Genomic DNA, 8,102 nt, shown 5'->3' with positions numbered 1-8,102 from the left:
TGCATAGTTTGAAACAGACTTTTGCTCTTTTATTTTAATACGACCAATATGACCTTGTTCATATAAAATCCCAAGGCTATTCATTGCTTCTGGGATACCTTTTGCGGCAGCGGCTCTAAACAACTTGGCAGCTTCTGCATAATTTGGAACAGGATCTTGACCTTCTATTTCAATAAGACCAATATGACCTTTTTTATATAAACACCCAAGGTTATTCATTGCTTCTGGGATACCTTTTGCGGCAGCGGCTCTAAACAACCTGGCAGCTTCTGCATAGTCTGGAACAGGATCTTGCCCTTCTCTTTCAATAAGACCAATATGACCTTTTTTATATAAACACCCAAGGTTATTCATTGCTTCTGGAAAATCTTCTGCGGCGGCGACCTCATACAGCCTGGCAGCTTCTGCATAATCTGGAACAGACTCTTGCCCTTTTATTTCGATACGACCAATACGACCTTTATTATATAAAAGTCCAAGGTTGTACATTGCTATGGAGTAACCTGCTTCGCCGGCTTTTCTATACCAGTTGGCAGCTTTTGCATAGTTTGAAACAGACTTTTGCTCTTTTATTTTAATACGACCAATATGACCTTGTTCATATAAAATCCCAAGGTTATTCATTGCTTTTGGGAGACCTTTTGCGGCTGCTTTTTCATACCATTCGGCAGCTTTTGCATAGTTTGGAACAGACTCTTGCCCTTTTATTTCAATACGACCAATATGACCTCTTTTATATAACCTTCCAAGGTTATTCATTGCTTCTGGAAAATCTTCTGCGGCGGCGACCTCATACAGCCTTGCAGATTCTTTATAATCAGGGTCTTCTTTAATACATTTTTTACCATACGCATAAGCAAGAATGAGACCAGCGTAATTATCGCCTTTTTCATAAGACTTTTTAAATAATTCACGAGATCTTTTCAAGAGAAGGGCTTGGTGGCTATAGAAACTCTGATCTACACTCGCCCCTTCACATAGCGTTAAACTTCTCTGAAATTCATTAATATATATATACCCCAGCGCTCTCGCTTTGCCAGCTACTTCTAAAAGTTCTTCGCTCATATCGGTTGCTATTAGCTTAAGCAATTCGAACTCTTTAATTATTTTTAAATTATCAGGTTGGTGTCTTTCATCGACTTTAATATATGAATTAATATCATTTATGATTTTTAATGCGACAGGTTTGATAGCATTATATCCTTCTAAATGTTGTGACTGATTTTTAAACAACGCCCCCACCAACCTGCTTATTCGCGATTGAATTATAATTTCTTCACCTTCCAAGAAGATTATATGTGCGTTAGGATCAAACGTCAAAAATAAATTATCCTTGTCCGAAAGAATTCTATGATCATCAAAAAGACTTAGTGCTTGCATTTTCAATTCCCTTAAAAGATTTTTTTTGTTCTATACTTTAACGTAGCTATTTATTTTATAGCAGCTCTAAATCTATAATTATTAGTAATTTGTAGATGTTCTATAGCGAGAAGTTTGTGACGAACCCACCATCAGCGCCGTCGTTGGAAGGAAGTATTGTTTTGATATAGCCCTGCTTTTTGAGGCCGTTTTTTTTGCGTGCTTTTTCTATGATATTTTCATTCTCATCTTTGAGGATGCTGCAGGTCATATATGCTATCGTTCCGTGCGGAGCAAGGAGTTTCTTTGCATTCTCTATAAGTTTCATTTGTAACGCTGTTAATTCTGCAACATTTTTTTCCGTTATCCTCCACCGTGCTTCGGCTCTTCGTGCCAGCGTTCCGCTGTTGGTACATGGCGCGTCGATGATGATTAAGTCGAAGCGTTCTTCTGTCGTCAGTGTTTCTCCTGAAGACATTGTCGTTGTAGCATCGACGTTATATTTCTTTAGGTTTTCTTTTATCAACGCGATTTTTGTTTCGGAGACATCGTTGAGGAAGAGTTTTGCTTCTGGGAAGATATCGTGTGCCAGCAAAGCCTTCCCTCCTGGTGCTGCGCATAGGTCTAGTATTGTTGTCGGTGGCTTGATGGCGCTACAGGCTTCTGTCATCAATGTTGCTGGTGTGCTGTTTTGGATATAGTATTTTTTTGAGGCGCTGATGCCAGTGATTATAGAGCCATCGTCAATACGTGCCATACGGCATGGCTTTTCAGTGATAAGCGTCATAGCTTTTATGGCTGGTGCATCACCACGAAGGCGTACCATCGTCGTTGGCGTGGTATTTCCTGCTGTAAGGATATCTTTTGCTTTTTCTATGCCATAGCTTGTGATGAGCTTCTCTACGAAGTATTGCGGGTATGAATATCGTACGCTAATCGCTTCGGCGGAATCGCCTTCCGGCAGTGTTTTTTTCGAGGTCTCGAGCTTACGCATCATAGCGTTTATGAAAGCGACATCGTTTTTATAGCATATCTTTTTTGCTATAGCTATTGTCTCGTCGGCGATGGCGTATAGAGGTATGCGATCCATATAATGGTGTTGGTATATCGCCATATATAGGAGGGCTTTCCCCGGACGTTTTAGCGATATCTTCTTAGAAAGGGTGCGTGCTATAGCGTCGAGGGCCAAACGCATACGCGTCGTCCCTGCTGCTATCTCTTGTGCCAGCCGGAAATCTTTATATGCTGGTTTGGCGTCTTCTTTCCAGCGCTTTAGAGTATCGCTGACGAAAGCTTCTTCGTTCCACGATGCTAGTATTGCTACGAATGCCGCCTGTCGTGCCGACGAAGGTTTTATGCTATGGTGTTTTTTTCGTATCATAGTGGTGTTATCACATCTTTGCCGACATACTGCCGTAGGACTTCAGGTATCGTTATTGTGCCGTCTTCGTTTTGGAAGTTCTCCATTATCGCTATAAGCGTCCTTCCTATTGCGAAGCCTGTGTTGTTGACAGTATGGACGAATTCAGTCTTGCCTTCGGCGTTTTTATATCGCGCGCTGAGGCGTCGTGCCTGGTAGTCGGTGGTGTTTGTTCCGCTTGTTATCTCGCGATATTCTTTGTCGACGGGCGACCAGTATTCTATGTCATACTTTATATGCCCTGGACCGTTCATATCTCCGCTACTTATCGATACTACGCGGTAAGGGATTCCTAGGCCTTGGAAGAGCTTCTCTGAGATGGCGATGACGCTATGGAACATATCCATGCTTTCTTCGGGTTTTACGAAGGCGAACATCTCAATCTTATCGAACTGGTGTACGCGGAAGATTCCTTTCTTATGTTTTCCGTGGGCACCAGCTTCTTTTCTGAAGCACGACGAGAACCCAGCATATTTTTTGGGGAGGTCGTTTTCTTGTAGTGTCTCTTTGGCATGGTATGCCGCTAGTGGGATCTCTGCTGTGGCGATGAGGTATAAGTCTTCGTTTTCGATTTTATAGATATCGGGCTCTTCGCGTTTCGGCAAGTATCCAGTGCTCGACGCATACTGTTTACGTACGAGTTCCGGCGTTATCATTGGTATGAAGCCTTCGGCCATAAGGGCGTCGAGGGCATATTTCACTAAGGCGAACTCCAGAAGGACGGCATCGCCGGTGAGATAGTAGAATCCTGCACCACAGACTTCTGAGGCTTTAGCGATGTCGAACATCCCGAGCTCTTTACCTAGAGTTTCGTGATCTTTTACAGGGAAGGAGAACTCTGGAACATCACCGACGCGTTTAAGTTCGACATTGTCTTCGTCGAGGTGTCCTTCTGGCACGTCAGGGTGAAGCATGTTAGGTATCGCCATCTGCAGTTCTAGAGCTTTAGCCTCAACGTCTTTATATTCGGTATCGAGGTCTTTTAGTTCTTGTTTTATCTCTTTGCTGCGGGCGACGTTCTCGGGAGAATGCTTCTTACTGATAGCATTCCTTTCGGCGCGGAGGGCTTCGATTTTAGTGATAAGGGTTATGCGGCTATCGTTGATGGTAACGAAGCTGTCGACGTCGACATCGACGCCACGCTTTTTTAGCATAGCCTTAACGTCTTCGGTATTTTCTTTAATGAATTTTGCGTCTAACATTGATTTTCCTCAAATTGATTTTAGGCTCAGTTCAAAACATGCCATTTTGGAGTAATAGTTAATTCTACCATAGAGGTTATAAATAGCGGATAGAAGAATTTCGGAATAGGACTTTCTACCACAGAGCCACGGAGGACACAGAGAGAACAGTAGGCGGGCTAGGGGTTTCACCCCTAGAACCCCGAGAATTTTCTTTTGGGGCTTTGGGGGTCTGGGGGAGAATCCCCCAGCCAGATTGCTTTCTTTCTCTGTGTCCTCTGTGCCTCTGTGGTGAAAAATTCTATTTCCGTTACGACTCTCGAATTTCTTAGAGGTCTCAACCTTAGCAAGTTCTATCATCTATTACCCAACCTTGAATCATTCCAAAATGTTTTTATTCGCCCATACGTTTTCGTGCTATGCGAGATATTTTATTCCATCCGCCGTGTAGGCCCATAGCGCTACGCATTTCTTTTAGGGTCTCTTTTGCAACTTCGTTCATCGCCATCGTCCCTTTGTATAGGATTTCCTCTACGAGGCCTTTGTCTTCGGCGTATTTTTTACGGCGCTCTCTTATTGGATCTAAGAAGGTGTTTAGTGCTTTGGTAAGTTTTTCTTTTACTTCTACATCACCGACGGTGCCTTTGCGGTAACGTTCTTTTAGGTCTTCGACTTCGGCGGTATCGGTATTGAAGATATCGTGGTATATGAAGACGGGGTTGCCTTCTACTGTTCCTGGGACGTCGGCGCTTACGCGTTTTGGATCGGTATACATGCCTTTGACTTTCTTGGCGACGACTTCTGCACTGTCGGACAAGAATATGCAATTTCCAACAGACTTACTCATTTTACCTTTACCGTCGGTACCTATCAATGTCGGGACGTCGCCAATAAGAGGCTCTGGCAGCGGGAAAACTTCGCCGTAATGTTGGTTGAATTTTCGTGCTATGGCTCGAGCTAGCTCGATATGCGCTTCGTTGTCTTTTCCTACGGGGACGATATGTGCTTTTGGCATCATGATATCTGCGGCCTGAAGGACGGGATACCCTATGAGCCCTAACGACATGCTTTCGCATGGGATATGGGCATTGCGGGCCATCTCTTTAAGGCTGGGGAGCCCTGTGAGTTTATTGAGGCTCACCAGCATCTCGAACATAAGGTTCATCTCATATATCGCTGGGCATGCCGACTGCAGGTATATCGTTGACTTCTCGGGGTCGATGCCACAGGCGAGGTAATCGAGGACCATCTCTTTGGCGTTGTCGCGTATCGCCATGATGTCTTCTTTCTGCGGCTTAGTGGTAAGCATATGGAGGTCTGCGATAATAAAATAACAATCGTATTTATCTTGAAGGGCGACACGATTTTTTATCGACCCGACATAATGCCCTAAATGCAACCTCCCTGTCGGTCTGTCGCCGGTAAGCATTCTCTTTTTTTCTTGTTGTGTCATAATAACTCCTATCATTACAGTCTGTTATACATGATAACTCAAATAGCACCTTTTTACAAGAATATAGGACCTATAGCACCATCTTATTACCAATAAGTCCATTTTCATTTTGGCGAGGGACCCTGCCCTCTCCAAACCTCTCCCGCCAAAGGAAACGAAGTTTGCTCTGGACTCCTGTTTTCCTCCTGTGTCGCCAGTTAGCATTATCTTTCTTCTTGTTGCGTTATATCATAACAACCCTTACAATTACAATATGTTAGCACCTTTTCACAATGGAAAGGGGTTGTTTTATGAAAAAGAGCGTGATCAATCCTTGGTTAAAAAACAGAGGTAATTTTTAATGATTAGAACAGATGGTTTTTTCGACATAGGCAGTATTGATGAAACACAACCTCTCACAGAACCTAGCTACTCTGGCAGAAGGTGGCCGAGTTGGATATATGACTCGACACTATCGCCGGCTGTTTCCGCAATACTAAATACCATGCCCGACGAAGAGGAAAGAGAGGAAATTCAAAGAGACATTATGGGAAATCTAACGGCAGGTCAAAGTGCTGTTGAAGTTTCTGCTAAAGCAATCTTTCATAACATTTTTAAAACGCCTGATGTATTTCTTGCTAATGTGCCGCATATACCTAATGCTCGGGAAACATCTAAAATTCTTCGTGTTCTTGATCACCTTTCCGATGAAGATAAGAATTGGTTGATGGTTAGCGCCGCGCCTATGCTAAAACACGTTAAAGGTTCCGGTCAAATAATAGCGATGCTGGAAGCGATTCTTGCAATCCCCGCAGAAAACAGGAAGCAGGTGATATCTGATGCAATGCCGATACTCAAAGACGTTAAAAATGACTATCAAATAATAGCAATTCTGGAAATGCTTCTTGTACTCCCCGTAGAAAATATAGCGGAATCGTTAGCTGATATCATGCCTATATTAAAAGAAATTACAGATTATTATATTAAAAACTCTGTTATGAGAAAGCTTAAGATAATCACCATATTCCCCGCAGAAAAAAGGGCGAAATTTATAAAAGACGCCATGCCTTTATTAAAATCAAAAGAAATTCGAATCCCTTCTTTGACAGGTCCTTTTCTAAGTGTACTTACTGTAATCCCAGAAGAAAGCTTGAAGGACGTGATAGCTGCTACCATACAGATACTCAAAATCCATGGATATTATGCTTTTTTCTCGTCTGGATGTACGCTTATGGAAACAATTTATAGAATCCCCGCAGAAAAAAGGGCGGAAGTTATAAAAACCGCCATGCCTATATTAAAAGAAATTAGAGATAATAATTGGAAAGCTAAAATTCTAAGCGCTGTTTATGAAAAACTAGAAGAAAACTGGAAGGATGCGATAGCTGCTACCAAATCGATACTCAAAATCCATAGAAATCATATGATTAACAGGTGTGCCACTCGTGCTTGTTACGAACATGCTATTGTGACAACGATTATTGCAATCCCCGCAGAAAAAAGGGCGGAAGTTATAAAAACCGCCATGCCTATATTAAAAGAAATTACAGATGATTATTGGAAAGCTAAAATTCTAAGCGCTGTTTATGAAAAACCAGAAGAAAACTGGAAGGATGTGATAGCTGCTACCAAATCGATACTCAAAATCCATGGAAGTCATCTAACTAGCAGACATTACGTATATACTGATGAACGTTACGAACATGCTATTGTGACAACGATTATTGCAATCCCCGCAGAAAAAAGGGCGAAAGTGATAGCAGCCGCCATGCCTATATTAAAAGAAATTGCAGATAATTATTCGAAAACTAAAATTCTAAGCGCTCTTAATGAAACACCAGAAGAAAACTGGGCAGAAGTAATACCTGCTGCCGTGACAACACTCAAAGGTATTTCAAGTTATTCTGATAGAGCACTCATTATAAAAGCATTTATTAAATCCAATGGAAAAGACTGGATAAAAGCTATAGCCGTTATCACGACGATACTCAAACGCCATGATGATTTTATAGGTGCAACGGGAATAAGGTATCTTTGTTGGCTTCGACTAGAAACGCTTGAAAATATAGCTTTATCGCCAGACTATGATTTTAAAAAAGACCTCCCAAAAGAACTAGCTGCGCAATTACCACTCTTATCCGAACAGGGTGGAAATACTGACAACATTAAAGGGATAGTTCGTTTTTTGATCATCAACAAAGATGTATTCGAGCTGCACGATGAACACCCTGTCTTACAGGAAGCAATTACGTATCAAATATCGCTGGAAAATCTTACTGAAACCAGAAATCCTTATGTCGTCTTTCAAAAACACGTTGAAAATAGAACAGAAACAAGTTCTTTTGAACCCAAAGCGCAGGACGTCGAAGGACAGAGTGTCAAGTTCCAGTTGGAAAAATTCCGCGAGATGTCTGTTTCCACGGTGTCACGCAAAGATCTTCCTGAAGCCGTGAATCCTGACAGCTGGGAAAACCTTATTGACAGCTTCACAACAAGAATGGATGGGTTGTCGCGTTCCGACCAAGAAAAAGTTCACAAAGAAATTACTCTAACAGCAGGCGATCTCGATCTCAAACCCAAAGAAGAGCTTGACTTCGAACACCGCAGTGAAGAATTTAGACATGAGACGCTCAACAAGATCAAAGTCTCTTGTTGGGATAGCACTTTTTTAGAAGGGCTTTTGTCGGAAGACCGTGATCCTGTACCTTTT

At 42.2% G+C, this 8,102-nt stretch carries 6 protein-coding genes; 1 reads left to right on the top strand and 5 read right to left on the bottom strand.

Annotated features, from left to right (window positions below; all coding sequences use genetic code 11):
- The 5 genes from HN980_02010 to trpS all read right to left on the bottom strand — a co-directional run.
- Positions 1 to 1,380: sel1 repeat family protein (locus HN980_02010; GenBank protein MBT6928257.1), on the bottom strand; the 1,380-nt coding region annotated here is incomplete at its 3' end.
- 100 nt (positions 1,381 to 1,480) lie between these two features.
- A complete protein-coding gene (locus tag HN980_02005) occupies positions 1,481 to 2,740 on the bottom strand; it encodes a methyltransferase domain-containing protein (GenBank protein ID MBT6928256.1) in 1,260 nt (419 codons plus the stop codon).
- Positions 2,737 to 3,981 carry a serine--tRNA ligase gene (gene serS, locus HN980_02000; protein ID MBT6928255.1) on the bottom strand — a complete coding sequence of 415 codons (1,245 nt, stop codon included), beginning with the start codon at positions 3,979 to 3,981 and terminating at the stop codon, positions 2,737 to 2,739. Before serS ends, HN980_02005 begins: the two co-directional genes overlap by 4 nt.
- 9 nt (positions 3,982 to 3,990) lie before the next feature.
- Positions 3,991 to 4,320, bottom strand: coding sequence for a hypothetical protein (locus HN980_01995; GenBank protein MBT6928254.1), 330 nt, complete (start codon positions 4,318 to 4,320; stop codon positions 3,991 to 3,993).
- A 34-nt stretch (positions 4,321 to 4,354) separates the two neighbouring features.
- Positions 4,355 to 5,428, bottom strand: coding sequence for a tryptophan--tRNA ligase (gene trpS, locus HN980_01990; protein ID MBT6928253.1), 1,074 nt, complete (start codon positions 5,426 to 5,428; stop codon positions 4,355 to 4,357).
- A 325-nt stretch (positions 5,429 to 5,753) separates the two neighbouring features.
- Here trpS and HN980_01985 point away from each other — a divergent pair.
- Positions 5,754 to 8,102, top strand: a 2,349-nt coding sequence (locus HN980_01985; protein MBT6928252.1) for a hypothetical protein, incomplete at its 3' end; no start/stop codon positions are given.

The sequence above is a fragment of the Waddliaceae bacterium genome, from assembly GCA_018694295.1.
Taxonomy (GTDB): domain Bacteria; phylum Chlamydiota; class Chlamydiia; order Chlamydiales; family JABHNK01; genus JABHNK01.
The sequence above is the reverse complement of the archived record's forward strand: the minus strand, read 5'-3'. Positions and strand labels throughout refer to the sequence as shown.